The sequence below is a fragment of the Klebsiella sp. 141162 genome, assembly GCF_050600755.1.
GTDB classification, from domain to species: domain Bacteria; phylum Pseudomonadota; class Gammaproteobacteria; order Enterobacterales; family Enterobacteriaceae; genus Klebsiella; species Klebsiella aerogenes.
Genome location: NZ_JAQIRI010000003.1, coordinates 256,744 through 274,405, shown reverse-complemented (window position 1 = coordinate 274,405; position 17,662 = coordinate 256,744). Strand labels below are relative to the sequence as shown.

The following is a 17,662-nucleotide window of genomic DNA, read 5'->3' as shown; positions in this document are numbered from 1 at the left end:
GGGCATTTTTCATAGTGATACCGTTATGTTCTCCGTTTGGTAGCCGAATCCATCCAGACCGCCAACAGTAAAATGGCGCCTTTGACGATGTATTGCCAGAAGGTGGCGACGTCCATCATGCTCATGCCATTATCCAGCGCCGACATAATAAACGCCCCCATCACCGCGCCAGCAACGCTGCCGACGCCACCCGCCAGACTGGTGCCGCCAATCACGCAGGCGGCGATAGCGTCCAGTTCGGCGATGTTGCCGGCGGAAGGCGAACCTGCTCCCAGCCGCGAGCTGAGAATCAACCCGGCGATGGCCACCATCAGGCCGTTAATGGCGAAGACCGCAAGCTTGGTGCGCTCGACGTTAATCCCGGAGAGGCGAGCCGCTTCCAGATTGCCGCCAATGGCATAGATGCGGCGGCCAAAAGCGGTGCGGGTCGCCATAAACATGCCCGCCAGCAGCAGAGCGGCGAGTATGAGCACCGGCGTCGGCACGCCGCGATAGTCATTGAGCAGCCAGATAGCGCCCAGCACGATAACCGCGGTGATGGTCTGACGACCAACAGCGCCGCCAGAACTGGTGGTCGCCAGCCCTAACGCCTGTCGGCGCATCCGTCCGCGCCATTGCCAGATGATAAAAGCCGCCATGCCAATAACGCCGATTCCAAAGCCGATGCCGTCCGGTAAATAACTTTGGCCGATTTGCGACATTGCCGGCGTGGTGGGCGAGACGGTGGTACCGTTGGTAATGCCGATTAAAATTCCGCGAAACGCCAGCATGCCGGCAAGGGTCACAATGAAAGAGGGCACCTTACGATAGGCGACCCACCATCCGTTCCACGCGCCGAGCAGTAGCCCCATAACCAACGTAACGAGGATGGTGAGCGGTAGCGGCCAGCCGAGCCAGACGTCGAAAATCGCCGCCGCCCCGCCGAGCAGCCCCATCATCGAGCCGACGGAGAGGTCAATTTCCGCCGAAATGATCACAAACACCATGCCGACGGCGAGGATGCCGGTGATGGCGGTTTGCCGCAGGAGGTTGGAAATATTACGTGCGCTCAAATAGGCGCCGTCGGTAACCCAGGTAAAAAACAGCATAATGGCGATAATCGCGGCGATCATCACGAAAACCTGGAGATTGAGCCCTTTCAGCGCCGGAAAAGCGGTAGGGGCGGATGGGGTGAGTTTGATTTCAGACGACGTGTTTTTCGACATGGCGTTCGCTCCTCAGCGCGGCTTCCATCACCTGTTCCTGGGTCAGACCTTGATTAAGTAAATCGGCCTTAAGCTTGCCTTCGTGCATCACCAGTACCCTATCGCTCAGCCCGAGCACTTCAGGCAGTTCGGATGAGATGACGATGACGGCGATGCCTTGCTGCACCAGTTGATTGATAAGCTTGTAGATTTCGTATTTCGCGCCGATATCGATGCCGCGGGTTGGTTCATCGAGGATCAAGATGCGCGGGTTGAGCAGCAGGCAGCGGGCCAGAATCGCCTTTTGTTGATTGCCGCCGCTCAGGCGGCCAATCGCCAGATCCGGCGATGACGTTTTAATTTTCAGCCGCTGAATCGACTGCTGGATGCAGTGCTGCTCTGCGGCGTCGTCGAGACTGCTCACCGGGCCGGTGAACTGGTTTAACGCCGCGAGAGTGATGTTCTTGCCGACTGCCATCACCGGCACGATGCCGTCTTTTTTGCGATCTTCCGGCACCATGGCGATGCCATGGGCAATCGCCTGTTGGCAATTGTTAATTGTCACCGGTTGGCCATCGATAAAAATGCTTCCCTGCCAGCGCCCAGGCCAGACGCCAAACAGGCACTGTACGGCTTCGGTGCGCCCGGCGCCGACTAACCCGGCGATGCCGAGGATTTCGCCGCGGCGGAGGGTAAATGAGACGTCGTTGACGCGCTTAATATGGCGGTTTACCGGGTGCCATGCGGTGAGATGCTCGACACGCAAGATTTCTTCGCCATGGCTATGGGGTTCGTTTGGATACAGCGCCGTGAGCTCGCGCCCGACCATCATAGTGATGATGTCATCTTCGTTCATTCCGCTGGCGTCGCGGGTGCCAATATGCTGACCGTCACGTATTACGCAGATAGTGTCGGAGATGGCTTTAACTTCATTGAGCTTGTGCGAAATATAAATACAGGCGATACCGTGGTTTTGCAGATCGCGAATAATCGCCAGCAGCGTCGCGGTTTCTTGTTCAGTTAACGATGCCGTGGGTTCATCGAGGATCAGCAAACGTACCTGTTTATTCAGCGCCTTGGCGATCTCGACTAACTGCTGCTGGCCCAGACCTAAATCACCGACGCGGGTATCCGGCGAGATCGATAAATTCACCTGCGCCAACAGCTTCTGGCAGCGCAGGGTCATGGTTTCGTAATCCAGCAGGCCATGGCGTGAGATCTCGGCGCCGAGAAAGATATTTTCCAGCACCGTGAGATGCTTCACCAACGCCAGCTCCTGGTGAATGATGGCGATACCTTTACGCTCGGTATCGCGAATATGATTCGCCTGCAGCGTCTCGCCGGCGAAAATAATTTCACCTTCGTAGCTACCGTGCGGATAGATCCCGCACAGCACTTTCATCAGCGTTGATTTCCCCGAACCATTTTCACCGCATAACGACACCACTTCCCCGGCATTCAGCCGCAGGCTGACGTTATCCACGGCTTTAACCGCGCCGAAGGCTTTGGTGATGTTCTTCATTTCGAGTAACCAGGACATAGAGACTCCGCAAAAGCGATATCCGGCAGGACGAAAATGACGCCCCGTATCGGGGCGTCAGCCATTACAGTTCACTCTTTTTGTGGAAACCGTCTTTAATTACCGTGGCGTCAATATTCTCTTTATTGACTTCAATTGGCGTTAACAGGCGCGAGGGGACATCTTTTAAGCCGTTATTCAACGTGGCGTCGGCCTTGGGTTGCTGGTCGTTGCCTAATTCAACGGCGATTTCGGCAGCGTTGGTGGCAAGGGTGGTGATAGGTTTATAAACGGTCATCGTCTGGGTGCCGGAAATAATACGTTTCACGCCAGCCAAATCGGCGTCTTGCCCGGAGATAGCGACTTTACCCGCCAGCCCCTGGGCGCTTAGCGCCTGGATAGCGCCGCCGGCGGTCGCGTCATTGGAAGCCACTACCGCGTCAATTTTGTTGTTATTCGCCGTCAGCGCGTTTTCCATGATTTTTAACGCATTTTCCGGCAGCCAGCCGTCGACCCACTGATCGCCAACGATCTTAATTTTGCCCTCATCGACATAAGGTTTGAGTACCTTCATCTGGCCGGCGCGGAACAGTTTGGCGTTATTATCCACCGGCGAGCCGCCCATCAGGAAATAATTACCCTGCGGCACTTTGTCAACCAGACTTTGGGCCTGCATTTCACCGACTTTTTCATTATCGAAAGAAATATAAAAATCGATGTCAGCATTATTAATCATGCGATCGTAGGCGAGGACTTTAATTCCCTCTTGTTTTGCTTCCTTAATAACGTTGCTGAGCACCTGGCCGTTGTAAGGAATAATCACTAAAACATCGACGCCGCGGTTGATCATATTTTCAATTTGCGACATTTGCGTTTCTTCGTTGCCATTGGCGGACTGCACAAATACTTTGGCGCCTAAGGATTCTGCTTTATTAACGAAAATATCGCGATCTTTTTGCCAGCGTTCCAGACGAAGGTCGTCGATGGCCATCCCAATCTTAACTTCTTTAGCCATACCCGCCATGCTGGCGAGAAGGAGCGATGAGGCGCAGAGCGTAAGGCAAAGGTTCTTTATCTTCATAATAACGATACCTTTTCAAAGGGTAGGTAAGGCGTACAGGAATAAACTTCAGGTTGCAGATACGTTGCAGATTCTTAACGGGGAAGCGAGGGCTGGCAATTACCTGTTCTTATTTTCGCATTATGAAATTTAGTTTGTTTTGTAATTTATGACCGCGATCGTATTTTATTCAAGAGTATGCAGATTATTTCATTCTTCTTCCATCATAGGATTCCAGAAATGATGCGGAGAGGAATTATTTTTGCGAGCTGGCGCACGTTTGTGGATTCTCTCAATGGCGGTGTGAAATAACGTAATTGAGGAAGGCGAAAGTGGAATTCTATATTGGCGTATAACTTGTTACTCGCCGCACCCCTGAATATGGAGTTCTCTATGCAGACCTATTTCGATCAACTCGAACGCGTTCGTTATGAAGGCCCGAAATCGACTAACCCGCTGGCTTTCCGCCACTACAATCCGGATGAATTAGTACTGGGTAAACGCATGGAAGACCACCTGCGTTTCGCCGCCTGCTATTGGCACACTTTCTGCTGGAATGGCGCGGATATGTTTGGCGTGGGGTCCTTCGATCGACCATGGCAGCAGCCGGGCGAAGCGCTGGAAATGGCGAAGCGTAAAGCCGAAGTGGCATTTGAGTTTTTCCATAAGTTGAATGTGCCGTATTACTGCTTCCATGATGTCGACGTTTCTCCGGAAGGCGCTTCGCTGAAAGAGTACAGCAACAACTTCGCGCAGATGGTGGACGTGCTGGCGGAAAAACAGCAGCAGAGCGGCGTCAAACTGCTGTGGGGGACAGCAAACTGCTTTACCAACCCGCGTTATGGCGCAGGGGCGGCGACTAACCCCGATCCGGAAGTCTTTAGCTGGGCGGCGACTCAGGTAGTCACCGCAATGAATGCGACCCACAAGTTGGGTGGTGAAAACTATGTTCTGTGGGGCGGTCGCGAAGGCTATGAAACCCTGCTTAATACCGACCTGCGTCAGGAACGCGAGCAGATCGGCCGCTTTATGCAGCTGGTGGTTGAGCACAAACACAAAATTGGTTTCCAGGGCACCCTGCTGATCGAGCCGAAGCCGCAGGAGCCGACCAAGCACCAGTATGATTATGATGCCTCCACGGTTTATGGATTCCTGAAACAGTTTGGTCTGGAAAAAGAGATTAAACTGAACATTGAAGCCAACCACGCCACCCTTGCCGGCCACTCTTTCCATCACGAAATCGCGACGGCTATTGCGCTGGGCCTGTTCGGTTCGGTTGATGCTAACCGCGGCGATGCGCAGCTTGGCTGGGATACCGACCAGTTCCCGAACAGCGTGGAAGAGAACGCCCTGGTGATGTATGAGATCCTCAAAGCGGGCGGCTTCACCACTGGCGGCCTGAACTTTGATGCTAAAGTTCGTCGCCAGAGCACCGACAAATACGACCTGTTCTACGGTCATATCGGCGCGATGGACACCATGGCGCTGTCGCTGAAGGTCGCGGCGCGCATGATTGAAGACGGCGAGCTGGATAAACGCGTGGCAAAACGCTACGCCGGCTGGAACGGTGAATTGGGCCAGCAGATCCTTAAAGGCCAGATGACCCTGACCGACATCGCGCACTATGCGACTCAGCATAACCTGGCGCCGCAGCACCACAGCGGGCATCAGGAACTGCTGGAAAACCTGGTGAATCATTACCTGTTCGATAAGTAATGCCGACAAAAGCGCCCGCTAAATCCGGGCGCTGGCTGTAACCATTTTTGCTGCGCCACGCTTTGCCGTGGCGTTCGTGTTAAGGAGACGCTGCATGTATATCGGGATTGATTTAGGGACCTCGGGCGTAAAAGCCATTCTGCTCAATGAACAGGGCGACGTACTGGCGACGCATACCGAAAAACTGACCGTCTCGCGCCCACATCCGCTCTGGTCCGAACAAGATCCCGAACAGTGGTGGCAGGCGACGAATACCGCGATGCAAGCGCTGGGATCGCAACACGCTCTGCGTGAGGTAAAAGCCTTAGGGATCGCCGGACAAATGCACGGCGCCACGCTGCTCGATAAACAGCAACGGGTGCTGCGTCCGGCGATTTTGTGGAATGATGGCCGCTGCGGCGAAGAGTGCATGCTGCTGGAAGAAAAAGTCGGCGCTTCGCGGCAAATCACCGGTAACCTGATGATGCCGGGCTTTACGGCGCCTAAGCTGCTGTGGGTGCAGCGTCATGAAACCGATATCTTTAAACAGGTTGATAAGGTCCTGTTGCCGAAAGATTATCTGCGGCTACGCATGAGCGGTGAATTCGCCAGCGATATGTCCGACGCCGCCGGCACGATGTGGATGAACGTTGCGCGTCGTGACTGGAGCGATGAGATGCTCGCCGCCTGCGGGCTCAGCCGCGACAATATGCCGTCGCTATTTGAAGGCTGTGAGGTGACCGGCCAACTGCGCGCTGAGGTAGCCCAGGCGTGGAATATGCCGCGGGCGCTGGTGGTTGCGGGCGGCGGTGATAACGCCGCAGGCGCTGTCGGCGTTGGCATGGCCGATGCCGGGCAGGCGATGTTATCGCTGGGAACCTCCGGCGTCTATTTCGCCGTCAGCGATGGTTTTCTGAGTAAACCGGAAAGCGCGGTGCATAGTTTCTGCCACGCGCTGCCGGGCCGCTGGCATCTGATGTCGGTGATGCTCAGCGCCGCGTCTTGTCTGGATTGGGCGGCGAAGTTGACCGGCCTTGGCAGCGTACCGGCGCTGCTCGCCGCGGCGCAGGCGGCGGACGAAAATGCCGATCCGGTGTGGTTTCTCCCCTATCTTTCCGGCGAGCGTACCCCGCACAACAATCCGCAGGCTAAAGGCGTGTTCTTCGGCCTTACCCATCAACATGGTCCCGCCGAACTGGCGCGGGCGGTGCTTGAAGGGGTGGGTTACGCGCTGGCCGACGGTATGGATGTTGTGCACTCCTGCGGCGTGAAACCGGAAAGCGTCACTCTTATCGGCGGCGGCGCGCGGAGCGCATACTGGCGGCAAATGCTCGCCGATATTAGCGGGCAGCAGCTGAATTTCCGCACCGGCGGCGATGTCGGCCCGGCGTTAGGCGCGGCAAGATTGGCGCAGCTGGGCGTTCATCAAGGTGCGGCTTTCTCTGACCTCCTGCCGCAGCTGCCGCTGGAGCAGGCGCACTTGCCTGATGCTCAACGGTTTGCCCGTTATGCGCCGCGTCGTGAAACATTCCGCCAGATCTATCAGCAGCTTAAGCCACTGATGTCATAAGATGTTCTCGCCCCATTTATTGGGGCGAATTCCCTTTCTGAATGATTCACTTTGCATTGATTTAATTCACATATTTATTTATTCCGAATTGTGGATTTCAATTCGCTGAAACCGCCGCAACTGGCAATTCCCCGGTCATAATGAGCGTTACGATGGCCAGGGAGGCGCAATGAAATTAAAACGTACGACGGCAAGATTGGTCATGCTGCTGGGCTCGCTGGTTTACTTAATCGGCATCTGGCGAACGTGTCCGCTATTCAGCGGCAAAGGGTACTTTCTTGGTGTGCTGGTGATGGGGATGTTTGCCGTGCTCACGCATCAGCGAACGGAGCTGGAAGCGCAGCGAGACGACGATTTTATCTCTCTGTGCCGGCTGGTGCTGTTGCTATCGGTGGGATTGCTGCTGGTCGGCGCCTGGTTTGTCCCCGCGCCGTGGCGTGAAAAAAGCATTTACGTGATGGCATGGTTTGTCTGTATGTATGGCGCTTCAGCGATATCTTATCCCACCAAAGTCGCGGATAAAGCTCGCAATAGCTCAGTGGAATAAGCTGTCAGTCGACAGCGAAGAGAGGTAGTCAGTAATGGAAATGAAAGCGACGACATATTCACCCGCGTTTCACCTGATCTCATGGATTGCGCTGGTGGGCGGTATCCTCGTGTATTTGATTGGCCTGTGGAACGCGCCAATGGAGCTCAATGAAAAGGGCTACTATTTTGCCGTATTGGTATTGGGTCTTTTTTCCGCCGCTTCTTATCAGAAAACGGTACGTGATAAATACGACAAAATTCCAACCACCGCTATGTATTACATGTCCTGCCTGATCGCCTTCGTGATTGCGATAGGCCTGCTGGTAGTGGGATTGTGGAACGCAACGCTGATGTTAAGCGAGAAAGGCTTCTATGGCCTGGCATTCTTTTTGAGCCTGTTCGGCGCGGTAGCAGTACAGAAGAATATTCGTGACGCCTGGGATCGCTCGCCGTTAAGCGAGGGGAACGCAGTAATCGAAGAGACCGCAGAGTAACCGACGGCGCCCGCGTTGAACGGCGGGCGCTTTTTTAGCTCACTAACCGGCGGCGGTCAATTCGCTGAACCAGTACAGACAGCGCCAGGCTACCCAAGAGCGCAGCGGCGAAAATCCATACAATATCCAGTAATGGCCAGCGGCTAAGCTCAAGACCACTTGCGCGCAGCGCGTGTATAAACAGCGCGTGAAAACCATAAATGCCTAACGAATGTCTGGAAATTAACGCAATACCCGGGAGCTCGCGATTATTGAGGATGTTTTTGCCCAGCGTCAGCAACGAGGTCGCGCAGACAAATACTGCTGGTCCGCAATAAAGATACCAGGTATCGCCGAAATCGCCGCGCCATTGCAGTTCATGCAGCGTGCCGCGTGAAATAACCCACACCGCGGCGGTAAACAGCAGCGCGCACAGCAGGGTTAATCCTCTTCTGTCAGTGTTCATAGCGCCGATCGCCCGGCCCAGTATCCCGTACAGTACGTAGTAAAAGGTATCGCCGTTGATATAAAGATTGATCGGTAGCCATTCAATGCCGCCGGCTTTAATACTTACCGTATTAGGGTTGGCGATGAGGCCAATCACCAGCATCAGCGCCAGCAGCATTTTGCCGCTGACCTGCTTCACCTGAATCAGCGGCGAGAGCAGATAAATCACCACAATGGCAAAGAAAAACCACAGGTGATAAAACACCGGCTTCTGCAGTAAGTTTTTTAATGACAGCCCAACGTTGATATGGGTAAACAGGGTGATATAGAGCAGCGCCAGCGCGCTGTAGAACAGGATACACAGCACGATGCGCAGATAATGGCGCGGCTGGGCGCTGCGTTCGCCAAAAAAAAGATAACCTGAAATCATGAAAAAAAGCGGGACGCTGACGCGCGATGCCGAGTTAAGCAGGTTAGCGATATCCCATTCAAACAGGCTGATGCTATGCGGATGGGTAATGTACCAGGTGGTGCTGTGAATCATCACGACCATCAGACATGCTATGCCGCGCAAGTTGGTAATCCAGCTTATTTTTTCCTGCATCTGTACCTCATGGCTCCTGCGTAAAAAGAGTCTGACTCCCGTAGTTTGTCGTCATCACAATGGAATATTCTGAGTTTATCGCCACACTCTTGTAGAGCATCAGTGAGATTCGCAAAATGTTTGTCTGGGTTTACATGGTCTGCACGATAACAATTGGCTAACAAGGCGGTTGAGAAAAATAGTGATGAAATATTTCGTATCAGTCCTGGTGGCGCTGCTGCTGGTCGGCTGCAGCCAGACACCTGCTCAACCTGTCCAAAAAGCGCAAAAGGCACGTATCACGCCGCAAACGACGCTGAATATGGAAAAACTATGCAAGGATCAGGCGGCGTTACGTTATAGCACAGACACCCGTCGCGTCGACGTCAATCATTTCGAGCAGTTCCAGGCGAGCTATGAGCTTTCCGGCCTGACTTCGCGGAATGAACGTTTTATCTGTTCTTTTGATCCAGACGGCCAGTTTTTGCATCTTTCTATGCGCTAAATGCGGCTTGAACGCCGCATGATGGCGCCGCTTTGCTCAAATTTCGCTAAACAAAGGCGTTTCATACTGTATATCTCGCAGCCAGCGGGTATACTGATCCCTTCCTTTAAATCCACACGTATCCAGCACGAAATAATATGCAAAAGTTTGATACCAGGACCTTCCAGGGCCTGATCCTGACCTTACAGGATTACTGGGCTCGTCAGGGCTGCACCATTGTTCAACCACTGGACATGGAAGTTGGCGCCGGCACCTCCCACCCGATGACCTGCTTACGCGCGTTGGGGCCAGAGCCGATGGCGACCGCCTACGTGCAGCCTTCTCGTCGCCCGACCGACGGTCGCTATGGCGAAAACCCGAACCGCTTACAGCACTATTACCAGTTCCAGGTGGTGATTAAGCCGTCTCCGGACAACATTCAGGAATTGTACCTCGGATCTCTGAAAGAGCTGGGTATGGATCCGACCATCCACGACATCCGCTTCGTTGAAGATAACTGGGAAAACCCGACGCTGGGCGCCTGGGGGCTGGGTTGGGAAGTGTGGCTGAACGGTATGGAAGTGACGCAGTTCACTTACTTCCAGCAGGTTGGCGGCCTGGAATGTAAACCGGTTACCGGAGAAATCACTTACGGCCTGGAGCGTCTGGCGATGTACATCCAGGGCGTGGACAGCGTCTACGATCTGGTCTGGAGCGATGGCCCGCTGGGCAAAACCACCTACGGCGACGTGTTCCACCAGAACGAAGTGGAACAATCCACCTATAACTTTGAATATGCGGACGTAGACTTCCTGTTCACCTGCTTCGAGCAGTACGAGAAAGAAGCGCAGCAACTGCTGGCGCTGGAAAACCCGCTGCCGCTTCCTGCCTACGAACGTATTCTCAAAGCCGCCCATAGCTTTAACCTGCTGGATGCGCGTAAAGCCATCTCCGTCACCGAGCGTCAGCGCTATATTCTGCGCATCCGCACCCTGACCAAAGCAGTGGCAGAAGCTTACTATGCTTCCCGTGAGGCCCTGGGCTTCCCGATGTGCAACAAAGACAAATAAGAGGCGGCCATGTCTGAGAAAACTTTCCTGGTGGAGATCGGCACCGAAGAGCTGCCACCAAAAGCACTGCGCAGCCTGGCTGAATCCTTCGCTGCCAACTTTACTGCGGAACTGGACAACGCTGGCCTTGCGCACGGCGCCGTCGAATGGTTTGCCGCGCCGCGCCGCCTGGCGCTGAAAGTGGCGAATCTGGCCGCCTCGCAGCCGGATCGCGAAGTCGAAAAACGCGGCCCGGCCATTGCCCAGGCGTTTGACGCGGAAGGTAAACCAAGCAAAGCGGCCGAAGGCTGGGCGCGCGGCTGTGGAATCACCGTCGATCAGGCTGAACGTCTGACCACCGATAAAGGCGAATGGCTGTTGTATCGCGCCCACGTTAAAGGTGAAAGCGCGCAGACTCTGCTGCCGAACATGGTTGCAACCTCGCTGGCGAAGCTGCCGATCCCGAAACTGATGCGCTGGGGCGCTTCTGACGTTCACTTCGTGCGCCCGGTACACACCGTGACCCTGCTGTTGGGCGATCAGGTTATTCCGGCGACCATTCTGGGCATCGCTTCCGACCGTATCATCCGCGGACATCGCTTTATGGGCGAGCCGGAATTCACCATCGACAATGCCGATCAGTATCCGCAGATTCTGCTGGAGCGCGGTAAAGTGATGGCGGACTACGCCGAGCGTAAAGCCAAAATCAAAGCGGACGCTGAAGCGGCGGCGCGTAAGATTGGCGGTAACGCTGACCTGAGCGAAAGCCTGCTGGAAGAAGTGACCTCTCTGGTCGAGTGGCCGGTAGTGCTGACGGCGAAGTTTGAAGAGAAATTCCTCGCGGTGCCATCCGAAGCGCTGGTTTACACCATGAAGGGCGACCAGAAGTACTTCCCGGTCTATGCTAACGACGGCAAACTGCTGCCGAACTTCATCTTCGTGGCGAATATCGAGTCCAAAGATCCGCAGCAGATCATCTCCGGTAACGAGAAGGTCGTTCGTCCGCGTCTGGCGGATGCCGAGTTCTTCTTCAATACCGACCGTAAAAAACGTCTGGAAGATAACCTGCCGCGTCTGGAAACCGTGCTGTTCCAACAGCAGCTGGGAACCCTGCGCGACAAGACCGATCGCATTCAGGCGCTGGCGGGCTGGATTGCCGAGCAAATCGGCGCTGATGTTAACCATGCGACCCGCGCGGGCCTGCTGTCCAAGTGTGACCTGATGACCAATATGGTCTTCGAGTTCACCGACACGCAGGGCGTGATGGGGATGCACTACGCGCGTCATGACGGCGAAGCGGAAGACGTCGCAGTGGCGCTGAACGAGCAGTATCAGCCGCGTTTTGCCGGCGATGCGCTGCCGTCTAACCCGGTTGCCTGCGCGGTGGCTATTGCCGACAAGATGGACACCCTGGCGGGTATTTTCGGTATCGGCCAGCATCCGAAAGGCGATAAAGACCCGTTTGCGCTGCGTCGTGCCGCGCTGGGCGTGCTGCGTATCATCGTTGAGAAGAACCTGAATCTCGATCTGCAAACGCTGACCGAAGAAGCGGTGCGTCTGTACGGCGAGAAACTCACTAACGCCAACGTCGTTGATGACGTCATCGACTTCATGCTGGGACGCTTCCGCGCCTGGTATCAGGACGAAGGCTACGGCGTTGACACTATTCAGGCGGTACTGGCGCGTCGTCCGACTCGCCCGGCGGATTTCGATGCGCGCATGAAGGCCGTATCGCACTTCCGTACGCTGGAAGAGTCCTCCGCCCTCGCGGCGGCAAACAAGCGCGTATCCAACATCCTGGCGAAATCCGACGAGACCCTGAACGATATCGTTCATGCCTCGGTGCTGAAAGAAGCGGCGGAAATCAAGCTGGCCGGGAATCTGGTGGTGCTGCGTGATAAGCTGCAGCCATACTTCGCCGAAGGCCGTTATCAGGATGCGCTGATTGAGCTGGCTGCGCTGCGCGAGCCGGTTGATGAGTTCTTCGAAAATGTGATGGTTAACGCTGAAGACAAAGATGTCCGCATCAACCGTCTGACGCTGCTGTCCAAACTGCGCGAGCTGTTCCTGCAGGTTGCGGATATTTCGCTGCTGCAGTAACTATCTCGAGAAAGGTCAAAAGCCTGCCATCCGGCAGGCTTTTTTTTGCCTTATCGCGATGGTGAAAAAATAATCTTGAAATCCAGGTTCAGGCCTGGCTATCCTATGTCCCGACGAATCCCTCGTCTCACTGGAGCGCGCACGACAAATGAACAAACACGACTGATGAATTTCACGCCTTACCTTGCAGACGCTGCGGGTAGGGGAGTATTGATTTCATTCAGGAGTGCTTATGGCTCATTGCGCCCACACCCCCTCATTTGTTTTACATCAGGTCACCTGTCAGTTCGCGACGGGACAGACGCTTTTTGGGCCGCTGAATTTATCGCTGGAACCGTTGCTTTGCGGCCTTGTTGGACGCAACGGCGTTGGCAAGACACGCCTGTTGCGTCTGCTGGCGGGCCTCGATTCTCCTTCCAGCGGACATATCGAACGGTCGGCTACGGTTGCCTGGGTGGCGCAGCAGCCGACCCTCACGGCCGGGACCACCATTGCCTCGCTACTGGGTTATGCACCGCTATTTGACGCTTTGTCCCGTCTTGAACAGGGGAAAGGACTGGCAGATGACTTCGAACTGTTAGATGGTCGTTGGGATCTGCCCGATCGCCTGAGTTCAGCCTTTCGCGATGCCGATCTCCCGGCATTCTCCGCCGATCGTCCCGCTTTTTCGCTCAGCGGCGGCGAACGGATGAAGGCGCTGCTGTGCGGCGCATTTGTTTCCGGCGCGGACTATCTGTTGCTGGATGAACCCACGAATCATCTCGATCGTCAGGGCAGGGAGTGGCTGTATCAGCAGCTGGAAATCTGGCGGGGCGGGGCATTAATCGCCAGCCACGACCGTGAATTACTGGCTCGGATGTCGAAGATTATTGAGCTAACGCCGGCGGCGCTGCGCAGCTACGGCGGTAATTATGCCGCATATCAGCAGCAGCGCGAAGCGGAGCAACAGGCCGCCCGAGCGGCGCTGGAGCATGCCGCTATCGAACGGCGGCGCACCCGGGCGCGGATGCAAAAGGAGCATGATGCGGCCCAGCGGCGATCGGCGCAGACGCTGCGTACTGTCGATACGCTGAATATCGCCTCTTTCGAACGTGTGAAGTACAAGGGGGCCGCAAAAGAGCGCCCGGGCACGCTGCGCCGTCAGCATCGTGAACAGAACAGCAGCCTGAATGCCGCCGTGCAGCAGGCGTGGGAGCGGGTAGAAGAAGATAGTCCGGTGATGTTCACGCTACCGGGCAGTGAAGTGGCCGCCGGCAAGCAGGTACTGGTGCTGGAATCACTGCAGTTAGCTCACTCATCCACCGCGCCGCTCGACTGGCGGGTGGATGGCCCGATGCGCATCGCGCTAAAGGGGCCAAACGGCTGTGGCAAAACAACATTGTTGAAAACCCTGATGGGGCTGGAGCAGGCAACCTCTGGCGATGTTCGGCTGTCGGTGAGCGCGGCGTATCTCGATCAGCATCTGTCGCAGCTTGATTTATCACTATCGGCAATGGAGCACCTGAACTTAGGAAACACTCCGCTGGATGAAGGAATGCTGCGTAGCCGTCTGGCGCAGCTCCAGCTGGGGGCTGACAAGGTCAGCCTTCCGCTGGCGGCGTTAAGCGGCGGCGAGCGACTGAAAGCGGCGCTTGCCTGCGCGCTCTGGCGGCGGGACTCAACACAACTTCTGCTACTGGATGAGCCGACTAATCACCTCGATCTGGCTTCGACTCAGGCAATTGAAAGCGCGCTGGCGGCGTTTTCCGGCGCGATGCTGGTGGTATCGCATGACGAGGCATTTTTACAAGGCCTGAAGCTGACTCATAGTCTGGAGTGGCGGGATACGGGCTGGCATTTCACTGCCATTTAAAAGCCTCCGTTTTTGGGAATTCATTTATACCCGTCGGGCGATCGGGAGGGATATGATGACTGATAGCCCGCACATTTTAGGTATATATGGACAACCTAATATTAAAATTAATTGCTTTTTATCAACGGATTATCTCTCCACGCAAAGGCTACCGCTGCGCCTATAGCGTTTTACATCATACGCAGGGTTGTTCAGGTGCGGTAAAAGACATTATTCATAACAAAGGCGTCGTTGACGGTTGGCGAGAAATTCGTCAGCGATTCGCCGACTGTCGGGTGGCTGCGGAAACCCTACAGCAACAAAAACTCGCGGCTAACCCAGCGGGTAAAAAAAGACGTAAACCGGGAAGAAAGCGCGATGCTTGCGATGGTTGTGATGTTGTCACTGGCTGCGACGGTAAGTGCTGTTCCCACCTGGTGCCGGATAATCTGCCAGATCTGGATTGTCCTTGCGACTGTTTATCAGTGAGATTGTGGCGCCGGAATAGATAAAAAAAATCCCCGCCATAAGGCAGGGATTTATTATTCTTAGCGGCTTGAACTTACAGAGAAGTTACGTTGCCAGCTGCCGGGCCTTTAGCGCCGCTTTCGATGGTGAAGGAAACTTTCTGACCTTCGTCCAGGGATTTGTAGCCATCGTTCTGGATAGCAGAGAAGTGTACGAACACGTCTTTAGAGCCATCGTCAGGAGTGATGAAGCCGAAGCCTTTGTCAGCGTTGAACCATTTTACGATACCAGTCATTTTACCGGACATAGTGAATTACCTTTAAAAAAATTAGTGAGCCTTGCGGCGTAGTGGTCTGGACTACAGATTTAAAGCGATAAAGGGAAAGTTCACTACGGGGATATCTAATGGATAACCTTTGAAGGACTGCTCTATTCGACTGCTCTGTGGTCTGTACATCAAACCTGCGAGCATTAACGCATGTTCTCAGTCGGATAGCAAACTTTTTTTCATCAGGATATAAAACGGCCCTGCATCAGGACCGTTACCAAAAGAAGATAGTAAACCAGTTTTTCAATCTATTAGCTGCCTTGAGAGCTGCGGATTGGCCATCATCAGGCGCATCAGTTTGAGTTCCGTGGATGACGGTTTTACCCGTCGCGACTCCCACTCTTCGACCATTGCGACGCTGACGCCCATGGCATTGGCGAAATCATCGGTCTTAAGCCCTGTGCCTTTACGCAGCCGTTCAAATTCATTAAAAACGCTTGGGGTACGGGCAAGCGTGGCCGTTTGCGGCTGATCTTTAAAAACAATTTGTTCCAGGTTACTCAACAAATCAAATACGGGATCTTTATATTCCATTGAGAGCTCCTATTCTGTCTCACTGCGGAGAGGAAAATACATCGAGCCATTTAAGAATAGTCGCAAAAGCAAGGAAAATAATAACAGCAGTGATTATTTGTTGGCGTGGTTTCGTTAATCACCCGGAAAAGCGGCGTGCGTAAAAGCTAAGGTGATGATTCCTAACATCGACAGCGGCTTTAGAAAATTTATGTAAATGATGGTTAGCGGCAAGAAAAAGCCAGCGCAGAGCGCTGGCTGGATTGATTAGGCTTTTTGTAAATTCTTGCTGTCATTTTCGCTGACGGTTGGCTGGCGCTGGCTCATTTTGTATTTCACCAGCAGAGCGATGGCGGATAAAAACGCCGGGATCGCCAGCATCGTGAAGATGGTCTCAAACGACAATTGCGCCTGCATCAGGAAAGCGCCGCTGAAGGCGCCGAGGATCCCGCCGAAGCGGCCGATACCCAGCATCCAGGCAACGCCGGTGGCACGGCCCTGGGTTGGATAGAACCCGGCAGCCAGCGCCGGCATTGATGATTGCGCGCCGTTCATAATGCTGCCGGCGATGAACACCATCACTCCCATCAGCAGCAGATTGCTGGTTGAGAAACCGACCAGGCAAACAAAGACGCCGGTGAGCAGCCAGCCGACGGCAACCACCTTGTTAGGGTTGATCTTGTCCATTAGCGCGCCGAGTATCAGTACGCCAATCCCGCCGCCGAGCGGGAACAGCGCGGTGATGATAGAAGCCTGGCTCATCGAGGCGCCGGTTTCGCGGATCAGCAGCGGTAGCCAGCTGGTCAGCAGATAGAAAATCAATAATCCCATAAAATAGGTCAGGCACAGCATCACGGTGCCCACGGCGTAGCGCGGGGAGAAAATCACGCCAATGGCCGACTTTTCCTTCACCTGGCCTGCTTCACGTAGCTCAAATTCAACCGCATCCGGCAGCGGCGCGATACGCTTCAGGATGGCGGCGATGCGTTGTGCCGGCTGCCGTTTCACGACCATATAGCGGGCGGATTCCGGCAGCAGGAACATTAACGCCACGGCCAGCAGCAGCGGCATCACGCCGCCAAGCACTAACACGCTTTGCCAGCCATAGTGCGGGATCATCCAGGCTGACAGGAAGCCCCCGAGCGACGATCCCATCGGGAAGCCGACGAACATCAGGTTTACCATCAGCGCGCGGCGGCGTTCCGGAGCATATTCGCTCATTAGCGTCGCGGCATTCGGCATTGCCGCGCCTAAGCCCAGACCGGTGAGGAAGCGTAATAATGTCAGTTGGTTCAGGCTGCTGGCAAACGCGGTTAACAAACTAAAGCCGCCGAACACCAGGATCGACATAATCAGCACTTTCTTGCGGCCAATACGGTCGGCGAGCGGCCCGGCCGTCAGCGCGCCGACGGCGAGCCCGACCAGAGCGGCGCTCATTACCGGGCCCAGCGCGGATTTCTCAACGCCCCATTCCTGTACCAGGTCTGAAGCAATAAATCCGATAATCGCGGTATCAAATCCGTCCATCGCGACGGTAATAAAACATAAGGCGAGAATCATCCATTGGTACTTAGTGAATGGATGTTCGTTGATAAAAGCCTGAATATCGATGGTTGTTTTCTTCATACGGCATTCCTGGCAGGCTGAGCGGGGGACAGAGGTATTGTTATAGTCTCCCTCGCTATCATTGATGTTGTTTGTGCGATAATCGAACATAACGCCGTTAATCGCTCATTAATCAAACCATTGAACCTGCCTGTAGACAATGTGCCGCCGTCAGGAAGCGTGCGATTATCGTCCGCTTTGCCCAATTCATTCACCGATGATTTT

16 protein-coding genes are annotated in these 17,662 nt (G+C 54.7%); 9 read left to right on the top strand and 7 right to left on the bottom strand.

Annotated elements, in window-relative coordinates; translation table 11 throughout:
* Positions 1-23: 23 nt before the first annotated feature.
* The 3 genes from xylH to xylF form a co-directional block, all read right to left on the bottom strand.
* Positions 24-1,205: a xylose ABC transporter permease XylH gene (xylH, locus tag PGR23_RS12470; RefSeq protein WP_047047728.1), complete on the bottom strand. Its 1,182-nt coding sequence runs from the start codon at positions 1,203-1,205 to the stop codon at positions 24-26.
* Complete coding sequence (locus PGR23_RS12465; RefSeq protein ID WP_045390714.1) at positions 1,183-2,724, bottom strand: xylose ABC transporter ATP-binding protein; 1,542 nt, start codon at positions 2,722-2,724, stop codon at positions 1,183-1,185. The genes xylH and PGR23_RS12465 overlap by 23 nt, the downstream gene beginning before the upstream one ends.
* Before the next feature lie 64 nt (positions 2,725-2,788).
* Complete coding sequence (gene xylF / locus PGR23_RS12460) at positions 2,789-3,784, bottom strand: D-xylose ABC transporter substrate-binding protein (RefSeq protein ID WP_045390717.1); 996 nt, start codon at positions 3,782-3,784, stop codon at positions 2,789-2,791.
* Positions 3,785-4,156: 372 nt separating this feature from the next.
* On the opposite strand from xylF, the gene xylA reads away from it, so the two are divergent.
* From xylA to yiaA, 4 genes are all read left to right on the top strand, one after another.
* Complete coding sequence (xylA, locus tag PGR23_RS12455) at positions 4,157-5,479, top strand: xylose isomerase (protein WP_047047733.1); 1,323 nt, start codon at positions 4,157-4,159, stop codon at positions 5,477-5,479.
* Positions 5,480-5,573: 94 nt separating this feature from the next.
* Positions 5,574-7,028, top strand: a complete 1,455-nt coding sequence (gene xylB, locus PGR23_RS12450) for a xylulokinase (RefSeq protein ID WP_063415764.1) — start codon at positions 5,574-5,576, stop codon at positions 7,026-7,028.
* Between the two features lie 169 nt (positions 7,029-7,197).
* Positions 7,198-7,575 carry an inner membrane protein YiaB gene (gene yiaB, locus PGR23_RS12445; protein ID WP_047047737.1) on the top strand — a complete coding sequence of 126 codons (378 nt, stop codon included), beginning with the start codon at positions 7,198-7,200 and terminating at the stop codon, positions 7,573-7,575.
* A gap of 34 nt (positions 7,576-7,609) precedes the next feature.
* The gene (yiaA, locus tag PGR23_RS12440; RefSeq protein WP_045390728.1) at positions 7,610-8,050 is read left to right on the top strand and encodes an inner membrane protein YiaA; all 441 of its coding nucleotides are present in this window, start codon (positions 7,610-7,612) and stop codon (positions 8,048-8,050) included.
* Positions 8,051-8,084: 34 nt separating this feature from the next.
* Here the strand turns inward: yiaA and PGR23_RS12435 are convergent, their stop codons facing one another.
* Entirely contained in the window at positions 8,085-9,080 is a 996-nt protein-coding gene (locus PGR23_RS12435) for an acyltransferase (protein ID WP_047047740.1), read from the bottom strand.
* A 184-nt stretch (positions 9,081-9,264) separates the two neighbouring features.
* Here PGR23_RS12435 and PGR23_RS12430 point away from each other — a divergent pair, with 184 nt between their 5' ends.
* The 5 genes from PGR23_RS12430 to yidD all read left to right on the top strand — a co-directional run bounded on the left by PGR23_RS12430 (position 9,265) and on the right by yidD (position 15,035).
* A complete protein-coding gene (locus PGR23_RS12430) occupies positions 9,265-9,564 on the top strand; it encodes a YsaB family lipoprotein (RefSeq protein WP_045390734.1) in 300 nt (99 codons plus the stop codon).
* 137 nt (positions 9,565-9,701) lie between these two features.
* Positions 9,702-10,613: a glycine--tRNA ligase subunit alpha gene (gene glyQ / locus PGR23_RS12425; protein ID WP_001168551.1), complete on the top strand. Its 912-nt coding sequence runs from the start codon at positions 9,702-9,704 to the stop codon at positions 10,611-10,613.
* A 9-nt stretch (positions 10,614-10,622) separates the two neighbouring features.
* Positions 10,623-12,692 (top strand): glycine--tRNA ligase subunit beta, encoded by a 2,070-nt coding sequence (gene glyS / locus PGR23_RS12420; RefSeq protein ID WP_020077709.1) that lies wholly within the window; start codon positions 10,623-10,625, stop codon positions 12,690-12,692.
* A gap of 232 nt (positions 12,693-12,924) precedes the next feature.
* Positions 12,925-14,544, top strand: a complete 1,620-nt coding sequence (locus PGR23_RS12415; protein ID WP_315711830.1) for an ABC-F family ATP-binding cassette domain-containing protein — start codon at positions 12,925-12,927, stop codon at positions 14,542-14,544.
* 86 nt (positions 14,545-14,630) lie between these two features.
* Positions 14,631-15,035, top strand: a complete 405-nt coding sequence (yidD, locus tag PGR23_RS12410) for a membrane protein insertion efficiency factor YidD (RefSeq protein WP_315711828.1) — start codon at positions 14,631-14,633, stop codon at positions 15,033-15,035.
* A 50-nt stretch (positions 15,036-15,085) separates the two neighbouring features.
* Here yidD and cspE read toward each other — a convergent pair whose 3' ends face one another.
* The 3 genes from cspE to PGR23_RS12395 form a co-directional block, all read right to left on the bottom strand.
* Entirely contained in the window at positions 15,086-15,298 is a 213-nt protein-coding gene (gene cspE, locus PGR23_RS12405; protein WP_000014594.1) for a transcription antiterminator/RNA stability regulator CspE, read from the bottom strand.
* 264 nt (positions 15,299-15,562) lie between these two features.
* Complete coding sequence (locus PGR23_RS12400) at positions 15,563-15,853, bottom strand: HTH-type transcriptional regulator (RefSeq protein WP_045390740.1); 291 nt, start codon at positions 15,851-15,853, stop codon at positions 15,563-15,565.
* Positions 15,854-16,099: 246 nt separating this feature from the next.
* Positions 16,100-17,458: an MFS transporter gene (locus PGR23_RS12395; protein WP_047067277.1), complete on the bottom strand. Its 1,359-nt coding sequence runs from the start codon at positions 17,456-17,458 to the stop codon at positions 16,100-16,102.
* Between the last annotated feature and the right edge of the window lie 204 nt (positions 17,459-17,662).

Coding starts and splice junctions, on each gene's coding strand:
- xylH (WP_047047728.1), bottom strand. CDS start 1,205: ATGTCGAAAAACACGTCGTCTGAAATCAAACTCACCCCATCCGCCCCT.
- PGR23_RS12465 (WP_045390714.1), bottom strand. CDS start 2,724: ATGTCCTGGTTACTCGAAATGAAGAACATCACCAAAGCCTTCGGCGCG.
- xylF (WP_045390717.1), bottom strand. CDS start 3,784: ATGAAGATAAAGAACCTTTGCCTTACGCTCTGCGCCTCATCGCTCCTT.
- xylA (WP_047047733.1), top strand. CDS start 4,157: ATGCAGACCTATTTCGATCAACTCGAACGCGTTCGTTATGAAGGCCCG.
- xylB (WP_063415764.1), top strand. CDS start 5,574: ATGTATATCGGGATTGATTTAGGGACCTCGGGCGTAAAAGCCATTCTG.
- yiaB (WP_047047737.1), top strand. CDS start 7,198: ATGAAATTAAAACGTACGACGGCAAGATTGGTCATGCTGCTGGGCTCG.
- yiaA (WP_045390728.1), top strand. CDS start 7,610: ATGGAAATGAAAGCGACGACATATTCACCCGCGTTTCACCTGATCTCA.
- PGR23_RS12435 (WP_047047740.1), bottom strand. CDS start 9,080: ATGCAGGAAAAAATAAGCTGGATTACCAACTTGCGCGGCATAGCATGT.
- PGR23_RS12430 (WP_045390734.1), top strand. CDS start 9,265: ATGAAATATTTCGTATCAGTCCTGGTGGCGCTGCTGCTGGTCGGCTGC.
- glyQ (WP_001168551.1), top strand. CDS start 9,702: ATGCAAAAGTTTGATACCAGGACCTTCCAGGGCCTGATCCTGACCTTA.
- glyS (WP_020077709.1), top strand. CDS start 10,623: ATGTCTGAGAAAACTTTCCTGGTGGAGATCGGCACCGAAGAGCTGCCA.
- PGR23_RS12415 (WP_315711830.1), top strand. CDS start 12,925: ATGGCTCATTGCGCCCACACCCCCTCATTTGTTTTACATCAGGTCACC.
- yidD (WP_315711828.1), top strand. CDS start 14,631: ATGGACAACCTAATATTAAAATTAATTGCTTTTTATCAACGGATTATC.
- cspE (WP_000014594.1), bottom strand. CDS start 15,298: ATGTCCGGTAAAATGACTGGTATCGTAAAATGGTTCAACGCTGACAAA.
- PGR23_RS12400 (WP_045390740.1), bottom strand. CDS start 15,853: ATGGAATATAAAGATCCCGTATTTGATTTGTTGAGTAACCTGGAACAA.
- PGR23_RS12395 (WP_047067277.1), bottom strand. CDS start 17,458: ATGAAGAAAACAACCATCGATATTCAGGCTTTTATCAACGAACATCCA.